Here is a 19,290-nt window from a genome sequence, read left to right on the forward strand (position 1 = left end):
TTTCTATTTCTTCTTTCTCTTGTCTGCTAGAATAGTCTTCTTCATGGTCTTGATCTGCTGAGCAAGCGGCTGTCTTGCAGGACATGCAAAGCTGCAGCTGCCGCACTCTATACACTCTAAGCCGTACCATTTCTCAAACTTTTCTTTGTCACCATGCTCAGAAAATTTAGCAAGACGACCAGGAATAAGATTTTCAGGACATGCTTCAACGCATCTTCCGCAATTAATGCAGGCTGTAGTTTCAAACATTGAAACCTCATCCTCTGAAAGCGCTAGCAATGCACCTGTAGTCTTTGTGGTAGGAACATCAACGTCTAAAAGAGCAAATCCCATCATAGGACCGCCTGAGATAAGCTTCTTAGGCTCCTTAACATAGCCACCGGCAGCTTCAAGAAGCTCCTTGCAACTTGTACCGATGCAAATTCTGAAGTTGCGAGGCTCCATGATAGAATCACCAGTAACTGTAAAGACTCTGTCAATAACAGGCTTACCTTCAACAATTGCATTGTAAACTGCAATGATTGTAGCAACGTTATCAACAATACAGCCAGCATCAGCTGGAAGCATCTTTGAATTAATCTCGCGGCCAGTGCATGCATTAATAAGCTGACGCTCTCCACCCTGTGGGTATTTAGTCAAGAGAGGTACAACCTCAATTCTTGGCTCGTCAGCACAAAGCGCTGTGAGACTTTCGATAACATCACTCTTATTATCCTCGATTCCAAGAAGACCTTTAGCCTTAGGGAAAAGCTGGAGGATAATCTTCATACCTGTAATGAGCTTATCTGGCTCTTCTACCATTGAACGGTAATCAGATGTAAGATATGGTTCACATTCTGCACAGTTTGCAATAATGAACTCGATGTTTTCAGGATTGTTTGGAGATAACTTAACATGGGTAGGGAAACCAGCGCCACCCATACCTACAATTCCAGCTTCCTGAATCTTTTTAATAATATCTTCGTTTGAAAGTTTGGTGTAATCCGAACAACCTTCAAAACCCTTTTCGATGAACGCACCATCATTTTCAATAATGATAGAGTTCACCATATCGCCTGTGGCTACACGCCTTGGCTCAATTGCTTTTACTGTACCTGAAACAGAAGAATAAATTGGAGCTGATACAAATCCGCCAGCTTCTGCAATCTTCTGACCTCTAAGAACAGTATCTCCCACATTCACACACGCAGTTGCAGGTGCACCGATGTGTTGCGACAATGGAAATACCAGGTCGCCTTGTGGTTTCAACTCTTTGATTGGCTTCATCTTAGACAATTCTTTGCCTTCGTATGGATGAACGCCACCCTTAAATGTTTTAAGGCTCATTAGCATTACCCCTCTTTTTGGTTATTTGTTACATAATACATAAATAAATTATAACATTTTGCTCGATACAAAAGAGAAAATTTATCACTTATATTGTATATTTTTAAGTACCAAAGTGATAAAGTAAGGGTGCTATTTATACAACATTTATAATAGGTGACACAATATTATGGAAATAATAAATAATTGTTATGAAATTAACAACAGTAGCTATTCTCTTGAGAAATATTTCAACAGTGACACAATCTTTTTTGACATAGAATGTACCGGCCTTTCTCCAAGAAAATCTTTCATTTATATGATTGGTTACGCGACTCGTCTAGGAAACAAAATCAATATCACACAGCTTCTGGCTAATGATGAATCTGAAGAAATAGAAATCCTTGAAGAATTTGAAAGAGTTCTTGAGAATTACGAAAAGCTTTTGGGCTTCAATTCAACCCGTTTTGATGAATCATTTATAGTAGAACGATGTAGGAAGTATAAACTTTATACAAAAATAAAAACAAAATACCATACAGATATGTATCTCGCTTCTACCAAGGCAAAATGTCTTTTGAATTTGCCTAATTATAAGCAAAAGACAATCGAGGAATTCTTAGGCTTACATCGTGATGATAAATATAATGGTGGCGAACTTATTCCTGTATATCAAAGATATTCATTAACTCGAGATGAAGAAGCAAAGCAGCTTATCCTTTTACATAATTTTGAAGACGTTAAGGGAATGATTTACATTGCAGATATACTTTGCTATAGTGATTTGCTCACATCGGATATACGATATATAAATCATGAATTTGATGAAGATAAGCTTAGAATTGAGCTTGAAACAGATATTACTCTTCCATCTTCAATTAATAAAATTCGTGAATACGGTATATATATCATAAAAGAAAATCGTATATACGTTACTTTAAATCTATTCAAAGGAAGTCTATACACGTTTCTTCCTGATTATAAAAATTACTATTACCTGGAATCAGAAGGGATTATAATTCCTCGTTCATTAGGCGAAAGCATGGATAAATCCCTCCGCCGCCCTGCCACTCGAAGGGATTGCAAAGTTGCTTTGGATAATTCTTTTGTAGCACTGCCAAAGGGGATAGATATTGGATGCACTCGAGTATTTAAAGAAAACTACGATTCGAAAGAATCATTCATTTGCGTAAATGATATTAGAGAAGATATTCTCGTGAAAATTACTCGCTATATGTTGAAGCATTAAAAAGAGCCCAGTAGGCATCAAGCTCTTAGGTCTCTCAGTGAGACATTTAGTCGAAATCTGACCCAAAAGGATGATTACTTCAGTAATCAACTTTTGTGGTCTAGTAAGCTTTAGCTTACATTTCCAGAGAGACTCTAAGGCTTGTAGCCGTAACTGGGCTCGTATTGTTGTTGCTGTAACCAGAGGTAATTACATTAGTGGCTAGCCACTATACTTTTTCATAGTAGAATGAATATCTTCTCTTATATCCCAAGTCTTTGTAGTCAATAACCTGTTCTGTAGATCCAATAAACAAAATTCCATTCTGTCTCAATGACTTACAGAACTTGCTATAAACTTCTGTCTTGGCTTCATCAGTAAAGTAAATCAATACATTTCTGCACACAATCATATCGTAATTACTAGGATAAGGATCTCTAAGAAGATTATGTTCTTTAAACTCTACACATTTCTTTACTTCATCACTAATCTGATAAGAACTTCCAACCTGTGTAAAGAATTTTTTCTTTAAATCATCAGGTACATTTGCAATACTCTTCGCACTATAAAGTCCAACCTTTGCGGTTGCAATAACCTGCTTGTCCAAATCAGTAGCAAGAATCTTGATTTTATTTAAAGGAATATGCTTAGATAGGCACATAACAAGAGAATAAGGCTCATCGCCTGTAGAGCAGGCTGCACTCCAAATCTTAAGATTCTGACCAGATTTCTTCATAAGCTCAGGAATAAACTCCTTACTCATAAGCTCCCACTGCTCTGGATTACGATAAAACTCAGAAACATTTATCGTAAGGAAGTTTACAAACTCATCAAAAACCTCTTTATCACTCTTTAAAAGCATTACATAATCATGATATTCCTTACATTTATGCTTAGCAACCAGTGAGTCGATACGACGACGCATCTGTTTCTCCTTGTAAGAGCTTAAATCAATTTTAGTAAGATTGTGAACTTCTTTCTTAAAGTTTTCGTAATTATCCATATTCTACTCCTATCCCTAAACGTAGAGTTATGCCATCCGATATAAAATTCATTATATATAAAAGATGTGTATTATTTGTTACTTTTTTGAGAATAAATAGAAAAGGGTTCGAATGCAAAACGCATCCGAACCCTCTATAAATCAAATATTACTCCTCAGAAGCAGCAACTTCCTCGATATTTACGTCAGCAACCTCTGCCTCATCAGCTTCAGCTGTCTCTGGCTCAAGAAGTGCCTTCATTGAAAGGCTAATCTTCTTCTCATCATCGTTGAACTCAACAACCTTTGCCTCGATATCCTGTCCGATAGAAAGAACATCAGATGGTTTCTCAATACGGTCCTTAGAAATCTGAGAAACGTGAAGGAGTGCATCGATACCAGGAGCAAGCTCTACGAAGGCACCAAAATCCTTCATACGAACAACCTTACCCTTTACAACTGTGCCAACAGCATACTTGTCAGCAGCACCGTTCCATGGGTTCTCGTTGTCGAACTTGCAAGAAAGTGCAATCTTGCCGTCCTTGATTTCCTTAACAAATACCTTGATTGTATCGCCAACGTTAAGAGTCTTTGTAGGATTCTCAACACGGCCCCAGCTCATCTCTGAGATGTGAAGAAGACCATCAGCACCACCTAAATCGATGAATGCGCCAAAGTCCTTAACATTCTTAACTGTTCCTTCGAATTCCTGACCAACAGCGATCTTAGCCATAAGCTCTTCCTGAGCCTTTGCTCTATCTGCAACAAGAAGAGTCTTTCTGTTACCGATAATTCTACGACGCTTTGGATCGAATTCTGTAATAACAAAGCTGATTTCCTGACCCTGGTACTTTCCAAGATCCTTCTCATAAACATCTGAAACAAATGAAGCAGGAATAAATACTCTAGCCTCATCAACAACAACTGTAAGGCCACCCTTAAGTACCTTATCAACTGTAGCTGTAAGAACTTCACCGTTCTCAAATGCTTCAGCTAATCTCTCGTTACCCTTTTCCTGTGCAAGTCTCTTGTAAGATAAGAGAACCTGACCTTCGCCATCATTTACCTTTACGACAATAGCAGAAAGCTGGTCGCCTTCTTTAACAACAGTAGTAAGATCAACATTAGACTCGTTAGTGTACTCAGAACGTGTAATGATTCCGTCTGACTTGTAACCAATGTTTAATACGATTTCATCAGGCTTAACACTGATAACAGTACCGTCTACTACCTCTCCATTGTGTATAGTTTTGAAGGATTCCTCCAACATTTGTTCAAAGCTCATTTCTGACATTTCTTTTGAACCTCCTCGATAATATTGTTTGGGGTGGATGCCCCTGCGGTAATACCTACACTTTCAATGGAACTAAGGTCAGAAGGCTTCATGTCATCAGCCGTCTGTATATAGTAAGTATTGTTGCATTTTGTTTTGCATATCTCATACAACTTCTGCGTATTGGAAGAGTTCTTGCTTCCAATTACTAACATAGCATCAACCTTGGCTGCTATTTCAGCGGCTTCAACCTGCCTCTTGTTAGTCGCATCGCATATTGTATTCAAAACAATAATATGATAACCTTTTTGGTTTATAATTTCAACTAATTCTTGAAATTTATTATGATTAAAGGTGGTTTGAGACACAATACAAATAGGCACGTGAGTATTTACTGAAAAATCCACAGCTGCTTGTTCATCGGGTATAACTGTGTAATCATTTCCATTAATCCAGCCAACAATTCCACGAACCTCAGGATGCTCTGGGTTACCAATAATCACAATGTGCTCCCCCGCTTTTGAATGTTCATCAACTGCACGATGAATCTTTTTAACAAATGGGCAGGTAGCATCGATAATATTATGTCCTTTAGACTTAAGGGCCTCTTCAACTGCGCGGGTCACACCATGTGAACGAATAATAACAGTGCCTGCAGGATAGTCCTCAGAGGAGTTCTCTTCCATAACCTTTACACCATTTGATTCAAACTCACGAACAACTTCTTCATTATGAATGATTGGACCATAAGTATATAGAGGCTTTGTCCCCTCTGATATTTGTTTGTTTACCACATCCACTGCTCTTTGTACACCAAAGCAAAAGCCAGCAGATTCAGCTAAAGTAACTTTCATATTATTTACCTTCAATATAAGAAATAATAGTATCTACAACTTCATCGATAGTCATATTTGAGCTGTCCACAAGAGTTGCATCCTCAGCCTGTCTAAGAGGGCTGATTTCTCGGTGAGAATCTCTGTAATCTCTTTCCTCAATATCCTTAGCAATCTTAGCAAAGTCTGCATCCTGTCCCTTTGCAACAAGCTCGTCATAACGTCTTTTTGCACGGCACTCTACAGATGCTGTAAGGAAAATCTTTACATCAGCATTTGGAAGCACAACCGTACCGATATCACGACCATCCATAATAACATCAGTTGTCTTAGCAAGCTCCTGCTGTAATGCAACAAGCTTTGTTCGAACTGGCCCGTATACTGAAGTGGCACTTGCCATATTTCCAACTTCCTCAGTACGAATGAGGCCTGTAACATCCTCGCCATTAAGGATAACGTGCTGAGCACCATCCTCATATTTTATTGAAACAGTAATATCATCAACTACAGATGAGATCTTTGTCTCATCATCCTTTGATATGTTTGAACGCAAAAAATATAAAGCCATTGCACGATACATTGCTCCAGTGTCAACGTAAACATATCCCATCTTTGCTGCAATAGCCTTTGCTATTGTAGATTTACCTGCACCAGCAGGTCCATCGATTGCTACATTCATTGCCATATTAACATCCTCCAAAACTAAATTGATAATCCGGCCAAATATCCAGTTGACCAGGCAATTTGTAAATTAAATCCTCCAGTATAGGCATCTAAATCAAGCACCTCTCCAACAAATGAAAGGCCTTCAATAGTTTTACACTTTAAGGTGGATGGGTCAATCTCTTTTACAGATACTCCACCCTGAGTGACGATTGCTTCATTATAATCACGAAGTCCTGTAATCGTAAAAGGAAATGCCTTAAGCAAAGATACAAGCTCTGCTCTTTCCTCTTTTGTGACAGAATTGATTTGACGACTGTCATCATAATCCATAATCTCGATAATCACAGGAACCATTGAACTAGGAAGTAGTCCTCTGATAACTGAACTTAGGTGCTTGTTCATGTTATCATTAAAATCACGAAGAATTCTAGCATCCAATTCATCATTTGATAATGCAGGCTTCAAATCAATAAATGCCTTTAGCTTACCCTTTTTCTGCAAAATCTTTCCGATAATTGAGCTGGCAGAAAGAACAAGCGGACCACTCACTCCAAAGTGAGTGAATAACATCTCTCCGAAGCTGTCATAAAGCTTTTTCTTTTCATCGAAAATAGTAAGATTGACATTTTTGAGAGCCAGTCCCTGCATTGAAGGAATATAGCTTTCGGCAGTGTTAAGCGGAACTAAAGCAGGCCGTGTATCTGAAATTGCAAGTCCTGCTGACTTGGCCCATTTAATTCCATCACCTGTCGAACCAGTAGTACGATAAGATAAACCACCAGTTGCAACAACTACATGATCACATGTCAGATTCTTGCCATTTTTTAAGCTAACCCCAGTAACCTTTCCAGCTTCAATATGAAGTGATTCAACCTCTGTGTGAAGAAGGACTTCCACACCAACCTCTTTCAAAGCCTTGTCCAAAGCCTTAGTGATATCTGAGGCGTGGTCAGAAACAGGAAAAGCGCGATTACCTCTTTCAACTTTTGTAGGTGTGCCATGAATCTCGATAAAATCAATCATCGACTCTGGTCCAAAGGTATACATGGCAGAATATAAAAATTTAGGATTAGAAACAACATTCTTAAAGAAATCTTCTATATCACAGGCATTGGTAAAATTGCAACGTCCCTTGCCAGTAATATAAATCTTTTTTCCAAGCTTCTCATTTTTTTCAAGAAGCTTTACGGAATGTCCACACATCCCTGCAGCGTAAGCAGCCATCATTCCAGCAGCGCCGCCACCAATAACTAAAACATTTGACATTAAAACTCTCCTGGATAAGACATTCTGATGGAATCATCAACCATATCTATCTCATCATTTTCATAAAACTGATACTCAGACCAAACATTTTCAATCATATCCAAAGTCTGGGCAACATCCTTCTGTCTGCGATTGCAAAGCTCAACAATTAAAGCATTAATAACAGAAAGTGGTGCCACCAATGAATCAACAACAGAATGCATATCGCTTTCAGCAATAAGATTGCAGGAACTATAAAGATTCATAGGTGAATGAATTGAATCGGTAATTGTAATAACATGGGCCTGTCGATTGTTTGCAAACTCCAGAGCCTTTAGTGTGCGCATTGAATATCTAGGGAAAGAAATACCTATAATACAATCACTGTCATCTATGTGAATCATCTGCTCAAACAACTCTGATGCAGAGGAAGTTTGAAGATTTACCACATTATCAAAAATCATATTCAGATAAAATGCAAGAAAGGATGCAAGCGGTGAGCAGGTACGTATACCTACAATATATATACGTCTGGCATTAAGAATTGCCTCCACGGCATTTGAAAATGCAGCCTCGTCGATATTTTCCATGGTGTTCTTGATTTTGATAGCGTCAGAAGAAAGTACCTCTCGAAGAACTCCATTCTGTTCAATACCACCATTAGTTATCTCGACTCGGTCTGTAGTGTTAAGCTTTGAGCGAACCATTGTCTCCAAAGCCTGCTGAAATTCTGGATAACCACTATATCCAATGTATGAAGCAAATCGAACAACAGTAGACTCTGAAACTCCGATAATATCTCCAAGCTTTGCAGCCGTTAAGAAAACAGCCTTATCGTAATTATCAATAATATAATTAGCTAGGAGCTTCTGTCCTTTTGACATCTTTCCATATTTTTCGTTTATCTTTGAAATTAAGTCAGTTGTAGTTGCCATTAAAAGCTCCTCCTCTCAGATTTTCATTATAGACAAAAATATAGGGCAATGCAAGAAATCCTGCATTGCCCGAATATTCAAATAATTAAACTGGATAAGCCTTGTTTTCCTTGTCAGCCTTAGCTGGATCAACCTTTGTCTGCTGAGCCTCACGATATTCGAAGAACTCTGTAGCAACCTTTGGGAACAATGCGTATGTGAGAACATCCTCATCCTGCTGCTTCCATCTAGCGCACTCTTCTTCAAACTTCTTAAGACCTGGCTCAATAAGGTCTGCTGGACGACATGTGATTGCCTTATCCTTATCTGCACCAAGTGCCTTCTCAACAACCTCTGGATTGAAAGGCTTTACAGTCTGACCATACTTACCAAGTAAGATGTCCTTAGTCTGCTCTGTAACAACCTTGTATCTTTCACCCATAAGTACGTTGAATACAGCCTGTGTACCAACAATCTGAGATGAAGGAGTTACAAGTGGTGGCTCACCAAGGTCCTTACGCACACGAGGTACTTCCTCAAGAACCTCACGAAGCTTATCTTCCTTACCCTGCTCCTTTAACTGGCTGATAAGGTTTGAAAGCATACCACCTGGGACCTGATAACGAAGTGTATTGATGTTAACACCAAGTACCTTTGTAGACATAAGACCGCTCTCGATGCACTCTTCTCTGTATGGACGGAAGTAATCAGCGATTTCTGAAAGAAGCTCCTGATCAAATCCTGTATCATATGGAGTACCTTCGAATGCAGCAGCCATAACTTCTGTAGCAGGCTGTGATGTACCAAGTGCAAATGGTGACATAGCACAGTCAATAATATCAGCACCAGCTTCAACTGCCTTCATATAAGTCATTGAAGCTACACCAGATGTGTAATGTGTGTGCATTTCGATAGGAAGCTTTGTAGATTCCTTTAATGCTGAAACAAGCTCGTAAGCCTTTGCTGGAACAAGAAGACCAGCCATATCCTTGATACAGATTGAATCAGCACCCATATCTTCGATTCTCTTTGCGATATCTTTCCAATAATCAAGAGTGTAAGCCTCACCAAGAGTATAAGAAAGAGCTACCTGAGCATGTCCCTTTTCCTTATTAGTAGCCTTTACAGCTGTCTGAAGATTTCTGATATCGTTGAGACAGTCAAAGATACGAATGATATCAATACCATTTGCAATTGACTTCTGAACGAAGTACTCAACAACATCATCTGGATACTGGCTGTATCCTAAGATATTCTGACCTCTAAAAAGCATCTGAAGCTTTGTATTCTTGAAGCCATCACGAAGTTTTCTAAGTCTTTCCCATGGATCTTCCTTGAGGAAACGAAGTGAAGCATCGAATGTAGCACCACCCCAGCACTCTACTGCATTGTAACCAACCTTATCCATCTTATCTACGATAGGAAGCATCATAGAGGTTGGCATACGAGTTGCAATAAGAGACTGATGGGCATCTCTAAGTATTGTCTCAGTTATTTTAACTGGCTTTGGACTAATATCTGCCATTTATTTTATCCTCCTAAATATTGATGAAGTATTTACTATACCCCGAAAATAGCCATAAATACACCGGCTGCAACGGCAGTTCCGATAACACCAGCTACGTTAGGTCCCATAGCATGCATAAGGAGGAAGTTTGTTGGGTCCTCTTCTGCACCAACCTTTTGAGATACACGTGCTGCCATAGGAACAGCAGAAACACCAGCTGAACCGATAAGTGGATTAATCTTACCACCAGTAATGTGGCAAAGAAGCTTTCCAAATAATACACCGGCCGCTGTACCGAAAACGAAAGCAACAAGACCAAGAACTACGATCTTGATTGTAGCTGCGTTCAAGAATGCCTCTGCAGATGTTGAAGCACCAACTGATGTACCAAGAAGAATAACTACGATGTACATCAAAGCGTTTGATGCAGTCTCAGTAAGCTGATTTACAACACCTGACTCTTTGAATAAGTTACCAAGCATCAGCATACCAACAAGTGGAGCTGTTGTAGGTAAGATAAGACAAACGATAATAGTAACAACGATTGGGAAGAGAATCTTCTCAAGCTTTGATACTGGACGAAGCTGAGCCATCTTTATTGAACGCTCTTCCTTTGTAGTGAGAGCCTTCATGATAGGTGGCTGAATGATTGGAACCAGTGACATATATGAATATGCTGCAACAGCAATAGGTCCCATTAATGCTGACTGGCCTAACTTACCAGCAAGGAAAATAGATGTAGGTCCATCTGCACCACCGATGATTGAAACGGCAGCAGCTGCCTGATCCGAGAATCCAAGGAAGATTGCAAGGATGTAAGCTGTAAAAATACCAATCTGAGCAGCAGCACCAAGCCAGAAGCTGATTGGATTTGCAATAAGTGGACCGAAATCTGTCATAGCTCCTACACCCATGAAAATAAGTGAAGGAAGAATTGAATACTCATCAAGAGTATAGAAATAGTAAAGCAAGCCGCCTACTCCGTTGGAGGTTTCCTCAGGAGATGCAATGATATCAGGATAAATATTTACCAAAAGCATACCGAATGCGATAGGTAATAAAAGAAGTGGTTCATATCCCTTTTTAATTGCAAGGTAAAGGAAAACACAGGCAACCGCTATCATGACAAAGTTACCCCAGGTCAGATTGAAAAATGCAGTCTGATGGGCGAGGTTTAACAATGTCTCTCCAACGTAACTCATGTGTAATCCTCCTATTAGTTCATAGTTGCAAGAAGTGCGCCTGCGTCAACCTGCTGACCTTCATTACAATTGATAGATGCAACTGTTCCGTCCTGTGGAGCAACAACTGGTGTTTCCATCTTCATTACTTCAAGAACAACAACAGGATCACCCTTCTTTACAGCAGTACCAGCTGCAGCAGCAATCTTAACTACCTTACCAGCTGCACCAGCCTCAATCTTAACACCACCAGCAGCGCCAGTAGCTACAGGAGCAGCAGGAGCTGCCTTTGGAGCTGCTACAGGAGTAACTGGAGATACACCTGAGCCTCCCTTATCTTCTACAGTAACGTCATATACTGTTCCATTAACAGTGATTGTATAATTTTTCATGGATAAATCCTCCTAAAATCTTTTCTTGATGGAACGTACTACAAATGAATCTGTAGAAGCTCCTGTGCTTGCAGCAATTGCTGCAGCGATGACAGCTACAAGCTGTAAATCATCAGTTTCATTCTTTGCAGCTGCAGCAACTGGTGCAGCAACTGGCTTAACAACACCCTGTGGCTCTTCCTTCTTTTCCTTTGCTCTCTTCTCAAGCTTAGGAATGATTTCAAAGCATTTGATAACACCTGACATGATAACCAGCATAAAGAATACAATAAGAATTCCCATTACTGTATTAAGTGCTGCCTTCTTCATGATTTCAGATAATGTGTAAACTGGCTCAACATTAACTGCTGTAGGACCAGCGTCAACATCATTTGCCTTATAAACAAATGTTGTCTTTAAGTTTCTTACTGAGTAGTCAGTAATGAGTGTAGCTGTGATTGTCTTTCCAGACTTCTCAACAGTTACGTCTTCGAATTTTTCAAATTCGCCTACCTCAACGTCCTTAATTTCCTTATAGCTTTCAAGGAGCTGATCAAAACCAACGAAGCTCTTTGATAAGAATGATGGCAAGCCTGCCTGTGCAACTGCATCACCATACTCTCCTAAGCCGTTTGCCATGAAGTAATCTGTAGCCTCCTGGTATTGAGACTCATCAAGGCTTAAAGCGTAATTCATGTAAAGCTTAGCAACTGTATCGTAGGTCTCTGTGCTATATCCGCCATAAGTATCATCCTTCTTGCCACCACAGGCAACAAGGCTAAGAGCAAGGATTAAGGTAGTGAAAACTACTATTATTCTTTTCTTCATAAATTCACCTTCCTGCTCTTAAAAGAACATCTCAAATCCTGCAATAATGTATTTTCTAGCATCTGCATAAGAAACGATTCTATCGATGTGTCCATGTGCAGCTGCTGTAAGTGCACTATCCTGAAGCTGAGCATAATCCTTCTCGATTGCTGCAGCATCTGTGCCATTCTCACTAAGGATTCTAGCAGCCTTAGCAGCTTCCATAGCACCAACTGAAACATTCTCGAAAGAATATACTAAATCAGCACCAAGTGACTTTGAATTCATAAGAACATAAGCTGAACCATAAGCCTGCTTTGTAATAAGGTTAATCTTTGGAATGCTTGCATCAACGAAACGCTGTGTCAACTGTGAAAGAGCTCTAGGAAGTCTCTTCTCCTGACATGTGCATGACTTAAATGCAGCAACATTTGTAAGAGAAAGAACAGGAATTTCGTACATATCACAAAGATCTACGAAATCAGCAGCCTTCTCGCAGCCTGCAGCTGAAAGGAAAGCTTCTCCGTCAACTTCTCTATTACCAACAACGCCGATTGTAACGCCGTCAAGCTTCATGAGACCTGTAACCATTTCCTTTGCAAAACCAGCCTTGAGCTCGATGAACTCGCGATTATCAGCAAGCTCTGTAGCAACAGCTGCAGCATCAGAAACCTTAGCCTCAAGTCCCTCAGATGCTCTGTTAAGATCATCTGTAGCTTCTACGATATCGTTAGGAATCATAGAAATAACCTGTCTCATTGAAGCAACAACTTCATCAAGAGAACCGTACATATCAACTGTACCAGCCTCTTCGAACTGGAACTTAGCAGATGATGTATCACACTCATCAGAACGATTTCCAGTAATTGTATCAGGTGAGTTAATGAAAAGAGATGCTCCATCAACCATAAATGTGAAATCTGCAAGTGCAGGAAGAACCGAAAGTCCACCGCCGCACTGACCAGCAACACAAATAAGCTGAGGAATAACACCCTTAACATCAGCAGCTCTCTCAATTACAGAGCCAAGTGCCTCAAGAGCATCAAAAGACTCCTGAAGACGTACGCCACCGCAATCGATAAAACCGATGACTGGAGCACCAACCTTAAGTGCCATTTCATAAACCGACAGAATCTTCTTCGCATGCATCTCACCAATTGTACCGCCTAATACTTCGGCATTCTGGCTGAAGACAAACACTAATGTGCCGTCAATAAGACCATGTCCAATAATTACTCCGTCTGATGGTTCTTTCTTTGCATCAAGGTTAAAATCAGTGTTGCGTGACACTACTAATGACTGAAGCTCAACAAAGCTGTTGTCATCCAGTAATGCGTTAATTCTAGCCTGAGCTTGATTTAAATCATTACCCATCTTGTACCTCCATTTATATAAAATATTTCAAATTTCTCGCAAGTTTAATGATATCGTTTTTTATGCCCCAAATCAATGTACTTTTGTTAAAAAATTGTCACAATATTGTGTTTTGTATATTGTCTAAATTTTTTAACAAAAAATATTGACAAAAAAACCACCCTGTTACTGTCTCAAGCCTTGGTATTACTCTGTTCAACAAAATGTTTCACTGAGTAACACCAAGAGCTCGATATTTACAAGGTGGTCTAAAATTTATATAGTAACTTCTACATTGTTTGCCTCATTTTCTGCTTCGATTTTGAATTCCTCAATTTGGGACTGAGAAAGCTCTGGAAGCTCTTCAATCGAACTAACACCAAAGGAACGAAGGAATTCTTCAGTGGTACCAAAAAGCATTGGTCTGCCTGGCGCATCTAATCTTCCAAGCTCTGCACAAAGTCCAAACTCAACAAGCTTAGAAACAGCAAAGTCAGAGGAAACGCCTCTAATCTTTTCGATTTCAGATTTTGTGATTGGCTGCTTATAGGCGATAATTGAAAGAGTTTCAAGAAGAACATCTGTAAGAACGTACTTCTTAGGCTGCTTTGCAATTCGAATCAGATACTCATAGATATCAGGGCTTGTACACATCTGGTAAGCTCCATCAATCTCAGTGATTGTAATACCTCTTTTATCCTTCTCATAAGAAGCCTTCAAAGAATTAACGGCTTCAACTACCTGCTTATCTTCGATTTCAAGAGCTTTTGCTATTTTGGATGGTTCAACTGTACCACCCATGGCAAATAAAATGCCCTCCACTATATTTTCAATTTCTTTTATATTCATAATTATTTAACTCCAAACATTTTAGGCAGCAATCTTAGACTCAATGACGATATCCTTAAAGGTATCCTCCTGAGTGATGTTAATCTGTCCAGCCTTCATCATCTCTAAGATACAAAGGAATGTTACGATTACCTCTGTCTTTGAGTGAGCTGCCTCCAAAAGATGTCTAAAGCTGAAAGTATTATGAGCTCTGGCAAAAGCAATTGTCCACTCCATCTTCTGCTCAAGCGAAACCTCTTCCTTCTTAATTTTTCCGAAGGTAGAACGAATAGGATCTCGTCTATTATCCTGTCTCTTAAGAACCTGCTGAAAAATATCATTAAGCTTATTTAAAGTCAAATCACTCATAAGCTCTTCCAAATCAACAGGCTGCTCGAACTTCAAAACCTCCTCAGGAATGGTTGGTTCCTTATAAAAAACAAGACTTGCATCCATCTGGCGATCACGTAGCTGGTAAGAAATAGTCTTGTACATCTTATACTCAAGCAACTGCTGAACAAGCTCTGCACGAGGATCTTCCTGCTCTTCGCCCTCCTCTTCCTTTTCCTCTCGTGGGAGAAGCATACGACTCTTGATGTCAAGAAGTGTGGTTGCCATAAGAAGAAACTCTGACATAACATCCAGGTCGCTGTTATCCATAGCTCGAACATACTCCATATATTGGTCAGTAATCTCAACAATAGGAATGTCGTAAATATCTACTTTATTCTTATCAATCAAATGTAACAACAAATCCAGAGGACCCTCAAAAACTTGAAGCTTTACATTCATCTCCATAAATTATTCTCTCCCTTAGATCCGCCTGTTACGGCCACAAGCCATAGTAATTCTCCGCTCGACTACCACGTCTCGCTTGAGAATTCTATGAGCTTGATGCCTACAGGCTCATAAAAGACGTAAAAAAGTCCCATACGCCTTATGTATGAGACTATTATAATAGACCATATTGTGTGAGTCAATACGAATAACCACTAGATTTAGTAGTCAGACAATTTAAAGAGACTCGAGAGTTTTACGAATTTCGATGATGAAATCCCTTGAATTAAGGACTTTTGGGTTCTCGATTGAAGTGATTAACGCGAGATCCTTTGTCATCTTTCCATCCTCGATTGTCTTGATGCAAGCCTTCTCCAGCTTATCTGCAAAAGCTGAAAGCTCTGGGATGTTATCAAGCTCACCACGCTTTCTAAGAGCTCCTGTCCACGCAAAGATTGTAGCTACAGAGTTTGTAGATGTTTCCTCGCCCTTAAGGTGCTTGTAGTAATGACGCTGAACAGTGCCGTGAGCTGCTTCGTACTCATAGTATCCCTGTGGGCTAACAAGAACAGAGGTCATCATCGCAAGTGAACCAAAAGCTGATGAAATCATATCGGACATAACGTCGCCGTCATAGTTCTTACAAGCCCAGATGAATCCACCCTCTGACTTCATTACACGGGCAACTGCATCATCAATAAGTGTATAGAAATATTCGATGCCAGCCTTGTCAAAGGCATCTTTATATTCCTTATCAAAGATTTCCTGGAATACATCCTTGAATGTATGATCATACTTCTTTGAAATAGTATCCTTTGTAGCAAACCATAAATCCTGCTTTGTATCCAAAGCATATTTAAAGCAGCTATGAGCAAAACTTTCGATAGAATCGTTAAGATTGTGCTGGCCCTGTACAACGCCTGGACCATTAAATGTATGAACAAGTGCTCTCTCTTCTGTTCCATCCTCAGCTGTGTAAACAAGCTCTACCTTGCCAGCTGCAGGAATAACCATCTCTGTATTCTTGTAAACATCACCGTATGCGTGACGGGCAATTGTAATAGGCTTTTTCCAAGACTTAACATTTGGATCAATTCCCTTTACAACAATTGGTGCTCTAAAAACAGTACCATCAAGGATTGCGCGGATAGTTCCATTAGGACTCTTCCACATTTCCTTAAGGTTGTACTCAGTCATGCGGGCTGCATTAGGAGTAATTGTAGCGCATTTGACAGCAACACCATATCTCTTGGTAGCCTCTGCAGACTCTACGGTTACCTTGTCATCTGTCTCGTTTCTGTGCTCAAGACCAAGGTCATAGTACTCAGTCTTTAAATCAATAAATGGAAGAAGAAGCTCATCCTTAATCATCTGCCAGAGAATGCGTGTCATCTCATCTCCGTCCATCTCCACAAGTGGTGTCGTCATCTGAATCTTGCTCATAACATATCTCCTATAATCCGTAAAATGCTCCAACGCATTCTTGCTCCCGCAGGGCACCCTCCGCACCTTTGCGAGGGTCCTCCCGCCGGCGTAGGTCCTCCCTCGCTCGGCACGGTATCCCCTGCTCGCGCTTGCCTAGATTGAGTGCATTTTACTCATCTAAACAATTTATTTAACAACTAAATTTACAATTTTATTAGGTACGTAGATTTCCTTAACGAGATTCTTTCCTTCGATTGCGCCAGCAACTGAAGCATCAGCCTTTGCAATTGAAAGAGCCTCGTCCTTCTCGCATCCGTTAGGAATCTTGATTGTAGCCTTAAGCTTACCATTTACCTGAACAGCGATTTCAATTGTAGACTCTACAATCTTTGCTGGATCAAACTCAGGCCAAGCTGAAAGTGATACATATCCCTCTCCGCCAAGCTCCGCATACATCTCTTCGCAAAGATGTGGAGCAAATGGAGCTAAAATCTTAACAAGAAGTACAAGATTATCCTTAGTAATATGTCCCTCTGCAATGACATCGTTAAGAAGTCCCATCATAGCTGCAATAGCTGTGTTGTACTTCATAGCCTCGATATCCTCAGAAACCTTTTTAATTGTCTTATGAATTCCTGTCTCGATAGACTCGCTGTTAGCCTCATCAGTAACAATATCTGTAAGACCTGCAAATCTTTCAAGGAATCTCTTACATCCACGAACAGAAGCATCTGACCAAGGAGCAGCTGCGCCGTAATCACCCATGAATAACACGTATGTACGAAGTGTATCTGCACCATAAGCATCAACAATATCAAGCGGATCGATTACGTTTCCACGAGACTTAGACATCTTCTGTCCATCCTCACCAAGGATCATACCCTGAGCACTTCTCTTTTTGTATGGCTCTGGAGTATTTACTACACCAAGGTCATAAAGGAAGTGATGCCAGAAACGTGAATAAATTAAGTGACGTGTAACATGCTCCATACCACCGTTATACCAATCTACAGGCATCCAGTAATTGAGCTTGTCCATAGCTGCAAACTCGTTATCATTGTGTGGATCAATGTAACGAAGGAAATACCAAGAAGAACCAGCCCACTGTGGCATAGTATCTGTCTCACGCTTTGCTGCAGCACCGCACTTAGGGCACTTGCAGTTTACGAAGCTGTCAATCTTAGCAAGTGGTGACTCTCCGTCTGTACCTGGCTCGAAGTTCTCGAGTACAGGAAGCTTAAGTGGAAGCTCCTCAAATGGAACTGCTACATCACCACATGTTGGACAATGAACGATTGGAATAGGCTCTCCCCAATAACGCTGTCTGTTGAATGCCCAGTCCTTCATCTTGAACTGAACACCAGCCTTACCACAACCAAGCTTCTCTAATTCCTGAATCATTCTATCGATTGAGTCCTTTTTGTTGTTAAGACCATTAAGGAACTCAGAATTAATCATGTTACCTTCGCCTGTGTAAGCTTCCTTTGTAACATCGCCACCCTCGATTACAGGGATAATATCTATACCGAACTTTGTAGCAAAATCCCAGTCACGCTGATCATGAGCAGGAACAGCCATAATAGCACCTGTACCATAACCCATCATTACATAATCAGAAATGAATACTGGAATCTTCTTTCCTGTGATTGGGTTGATTGCATCAAAGCCCTCCACACGAACACCAGTCTTATCCTTAGAAACAAGCTGTGTACGCTCGAACTCAGACTTCTTCTGGCACTCAGCTCTGTAAGCTAAAATAGCATCCATATTAGAAATCTTGTCTGCATACTCATCGATATATGGATGCTCTGGAGCAATAACCATAAATGTAACACCACAAAGAGTATCTGGTCTTGTAGTGTAAATCTCAAGCTTTTTATCTATACCATCAAGTGTGAAATTAACGAAAGCACCCTTTGACTTACCAATCCAGTTTACCTGCTGCTGCTTAATATTCTCAGGAAAATCTACATCATCAAGACCCTGAAGAAGCTTATCAGCATATTCTGTAATACGAAGATACCAAACGTCCTTCTCCTTCTGGATTACATCGCTGTCACAGATATCGCACTTACCCCCCTGTGAATCCTCGTTTGAAAGTACTACCTTACAATGTGGGCAGTAGTTAACAAGAGTCTTATCTCTGAATACAAGACCCTTCTCAAACATCTTAAGGAAAATCCACTGTGTCCACTTGTAGTAATCCTCCTGAGTAGTGTCGATTGTACGACTATAATCAAAAGAAAAACCTACAGACTTAAGCTGTGTAGTGAACTTCTTGATATTGTCATCTGTGATTTTACGTGGATGTGTGTTTGTCTTAATAGCGTAATTCTCGGTAGGAAGACCAAATGCATCGAAACCGATTGGGAATAATACATTGTATCCCTGCATACGGCGCTTTCTTGAAACTACCTCTACTGAAGAATAAGCCTTAATATGACCAACGTGCATTCCTGCTCCTGATGGATAAGGGAACTCAACAAGACCATAGAACTTTGGCTTATCAGAACCGTCAACAGCCTTGAAAATATCGTCCTTTTCCCAGGCTGCCTGCCATTTTTTCTCAATTGCTTTGAAATTATGTTTCATCTA

At 40.1% G+C, this 19,290-nt stretch carries 17 protein-coding genes; 1 reads left to right on the forward strand and 16 read right to left on the reverse strand.

Annotated elements, in window-relative coordinates:
* Window positions 1–3: 3 nt before the first annotated feature.
* The gene (gene rsxC / locus FXF36_RS12695) at window positions 4–1,326 is read right to left on the reverse strand and encodes an electron transport complex subunit RsxC (RefSeq protein WP_151624649.1); all 1,323 of its coding nucleotides are present in this window, start codon (window positions 1,324–1,326) and stop codon (window positions 4–6) included.
* A 169-nt stretch (window positions 1,327–1,495) separates the two neighbouring features.
* On the opposite strand from rsxC, the gene FXF36_RS12700 reads away from it, so the two are divergent.
* Entirely contained in the window at window positions 1,496–2,554 is a 1,059-nt protein-coding gene (locus FXF36_RS12700) for a ribonuclease H-like domain-containing protein (RefSeq protein ID WP_151624651.1), read from the forward strand.
* A gap of 208 nt (window positions 2,555–2,762) precedes the next feature.
* Here the strand turns inward: FXF36_RS12700 and FXF36_RS12705 are convergent, their stop codons facing one another.
* The 15 genes from FXF36_RS12705 to leuS all read right to left on the reverse strand — a co-directional run bounded on the left by FXF36_RS12705 (window position 2,763) and on the right by leuS (window position 19,287).
* Window positions 2,763–3,536, reverse strand: coding sequence for a CheR family methyltransferase (locus tag FXF36_RS12705; RefSeq protein ID WP_151624653.1), 774 nt, complete (start codon window positions 3,534–3,536; stop codon window positions 2,763–2,765).
* 148 nt (window positions 3,537–3,684) lie between these two features.
* A complete protein-coding gene (gene rpsA, locus FXF36_RS12710) occupies window positions 3,685–4,809 on the reverse strand; it encodes a 30S ribosomal protein S1 (protein ID WP_151624655.1) in 1,125 nt (374 codons plus the stop codon).
* Entirely contained in the window at window positions 4,797–5,642 is an 846-nt protein-coding gene (ispH, locus tag FXF36_RS12715; protein WP_151624657.1) for a 4-hydroxy-3-methylbut-2-enyl diphosphate reductase, read from the reverse strand. Before ispH ends, rpsA begins: the two co-directional genes overlap by 13 nt.
* 1 nt (window position 5,643) lies before the next feature.
* Window positions 5,644–6,306: a (d)CMP kinase gene (gene cmk, locus FXF36_RS12720; RefSeq protein ID WP_151624659.1), complete on the reverse strand. Its 663-nt coding sequence runs from the start codon at window positions 6,304–6,306 to the stop codon at window positions 5,644–5,646.
* 17 nt (window positions 6,307–6,323) lie between these two features.
* Complete coding sequence (locus tag FXF36_RS12725) at window positions 6,324–7,553, reverse strand: BaiN/RdsA family NAD(P)/FAD-dependent oxidoreductase (RefSeq protein ID WP_151624661.1); 1,230 nt, start codon at window positions 7,551–7,553, stop codon at window positions 6,324–6,326.
* Window positions 7,553–8,467, reverse strand: coding sequence for a MurR/RpiR family transcriptional regulator (locus tag FXF36_RS12730; RefSeq protein ID WP_151624663.1), 915 nt, complete (start codon window positions 8,465–8,467; stop codon window positions 7,553–7,555). The genes FXF36_RS12725 and FXF36_RS12730 overlap by 1 nt, the downstream gene beginning before the upstream one ends.
* 85 nt (window positions 8,468–8,552) lie before the next feature.
* Window positions 8,553–9,971: an oxaloacetate decarboxylase subunit alpha gene (locus FXF36_RS12735; RefSeq protein WP_151624665.1), complete on the reverse strand. Its 1,419-nt coding sequence runs from the start codon at window positions 9,969–9,971 to the stop codon at window positions 8,553–8,555.
* Between the two features lie 35 nt (window positions 9,972–10,006).
* Window positions 10,007–11,155, reverse strand: a complete 1,149-nt coding sequence (locus FXF36_RS12740; protein ID WP_151624667.1) for a sodium ion-translocating decarboxylase subunit beta — start codon at window positions 11,153–11,155, stop codon at window positions 10,007–10,009.
* Window positions 11,156–11,169: 14 nt separating this feature from the next.
* Complete coding sequence (locus FXF36_RS12745; RefSeq protein WP_151624669.1) at window positions 11,170–11,526, reverse strand: biotin/lipoyl-containing protein; 357 nt, start codon at window positions 11,524–11,526, stop codon at window positions 11,170–11,172.
* A gap of 12 nt (window positions 11,527–11,538) precedes the next feature.
* Entirely contained in the window at window positions 11,539–12,333 is a 795-nt protein-coding gene (locus FXF36_RS12750) for an OadG family protein (protein ID WP_151624671.1), read from the reverse strand.
* A gap of 18 nt (window positions 12,334–12,351) precedes the next feature.
* Window positions 12,352–13,686 carry a carboxyl transferase domain-containing protein gene (locus FXF36_RS12755; protein WP_151624673.1) on the reverse strand — a complete coding sequence of 445 codons (1,335 nt, stop codon included), beginning with the start codon at window positions 13,684–13,686 and terminating at the stop codon, window positions 12,352–12,354.
* Between the two features lie 255 nt (window positions 13,687–13,941).
* Window positions 13,942–14,514 carry an SMC-Scp complex subunit ScpB gene (gene scpB / locus FXF36_RS12760; RefSeq protein WP_151624675.1) on the reverse strand — a complete coding sequence of 191 codons (573 nt, stop codon included), beginning with the start codon at window positions 14,512–14,514 and terminating at the stop codon, window positions 13,942–13,944.
* Between the two features lie 21 nt (window positions 14,515–14,535).
* Complete coding sequence (locus FXF36_RS12765) at window positions 14,536–15,291, reverse strand: segregation and condensation protein A (RefSeq protein ID WP_151624677.1); 756 nt, start codon at window positions 15,289–15,291, stop codon at window positions 14,536–14,538.
* Between the two features lie 216 nt (window positions 15,292–15,507).
* Window positions 15,508–16,713, reverse strand: a complete 1,206-nt coding sequence (locus tag FXF36_RS12770) for an NADP-dependent isocitrate dehydrogenase (RefSeq protein ID WP_151624679.1) — start codon at window positions 16,711–16,713, stop codon at window positions 15,508–15,510.
* 168 nt (window positions 16,714–16,881) lie between these two features.
* A complete protein-coding gene (leuS, locus tag FXF36_RS12775; protein WP_151624682.1) occupies window positions 16,882–19,287 on the reverse strand; it encodes a leucine--tRNA ligase in 2,406 nt (801 codons plus the stop codon).
* Window positions 19,288–19,290: the final 3 nt, after the last annotated feature.

The sequence above is a fragment of the Pseudobutyrivibrio xylanivorans genome (assembly GCF_008935055.1).
GTDB lineage: Bacteria > Bacillota > Clostridia > Lachnospirales > Lachnospiraceae > Pseudobutyrivibrio > Pseudobutyrivibrio xylanivorans_A.